Raw genomic sequence first — 1,208 nt, forward strand, 5'->3', positions numbered from 1 at the left:
GCCTGGCGGCGCTGGTCAAGACCGAGATGGGTGCCGACCCGTTCTCCGGCACGATCTACGTGTTCCGAGCCAAGCGCGCGGATCGGATCAAGCTGGTCTTCTGGGACGGCAGCGGCGTCTGCCTGGTGTCCAAGCGGCTTGAGGATGGTGAGTTCCATTGGCCCAGAATGCAGGACGGCGCGATGCGCCTGACGGCCGCCCAGTTCTCGGCCTTGTTCGAGGGGCTGGACTGGAAGCGCGTTCATGCGCCGATCGAGGCGCGTGTCCCGCAGACGGCTGGATAGCCGCCGCGACCAATTGAATCAGCCTCATCCACGCCCTCGTTTTGGTTGGCCGATTATGCTGTTGTCATTCCATGACGATGACGGCCGACGAGCTTCCCGACGACCTGAACGCGCTCAAGGCCATGGTGCTTTCGCGCGAGGCGGAGAATGCCCGGCTGCGCCAGATCATCAAGGAATTGCAGCGTCATCGCTTTGGCCGTCGCGCCGAGACGCTTCCAGAGGATCAGCTTCTCCTTGGGCTCGAGGAAGCCGAGCAGGTCGAGGCGGACGGTCTGGAAGACAAGGAGCACGCATCGAGCGATCTGCGCCGGGAGCGGGTTGCCAAGCGGCGGACAAACCGTGGTGCCCTTCCTGCCCATCTGCCGCGCATCGATGTCGTCATCGACATCGAAAACCATGACTGCCCCTGCTGTGGTAAAGGCCTGCATCGGATCGGCGAAGACGTCAGCGAGAAGCTCGACATCGTGCCAGCCCAGTTCCGCGTTCTGGTAACGCGTCGTCCCAAATATGCATGCCGGGCCTGCGAGGAAGCCGTCGTCCAGGCGGCAGCTCCCGTGCGGTTGATCGAAGGTGGCATTCCGACTGAAGCGACCGTCGCCCAGGTGCTGGTTTCCAAATATGCCGATCACCTGCCGCTCTACAGACAGGCGCAAATCTACAAGCGCCAGGGGATCGACCTCGACCGCTCGACACTTGCCGACTGGGTCGGTCGCGCTGCCTGGCACCTGCGCCCGGTTCATCAAAGGTTGCTCGAGCATCTGAAGGCCTCGTCCAAGCTCTTCGCCGACGAGACGACCGCCCCGGTGCTCGATCCGGGTCGGGGAAGGACGAAGACCGGGCAGCTATGGGCATACGCTCGCGATGACCGACCATGGCAGGGAGCCGATCCGCCGGGCGTCGTCTATGTCTATGCGCCTGATCGCA

At 63.6% G+C, this 1,208-nt stretch carries 2 protein-coding genes; both read left to right on the top strand.

Annotation, left to right across the window (positions count from 1 at the left end; translation table 11 throughout):
- Nucleotides 1-284: IS66 family insertion sequence element accessory protein TnpB (tnpB, locus tag ACMGE0_RS33480; RefSeq protein ID WP_436820158.1), on the top strand; the 284-nt coding region annotated here is incomplete at its 5' end.
- Nucleotides 285-355: 71 nt separating this feature from the next.
- The coding region (gene tnpC / locus ACMGE0_RS33485) for an IS66 family transposase (protein WP_436820159.1) at nucleotides 356-1,208 on the top strand (853 nt) is incomplete at its 3' end.

Origin of the sequence: Neorhizobium descurainiae, from assembly GCF_051400715.1 — a bacterium.
GTDB lineage: Bacteria > Pseudomonadota > Alphaproteobacteria > Rhizobiales > Rhizobiaceae > Neorhizobium.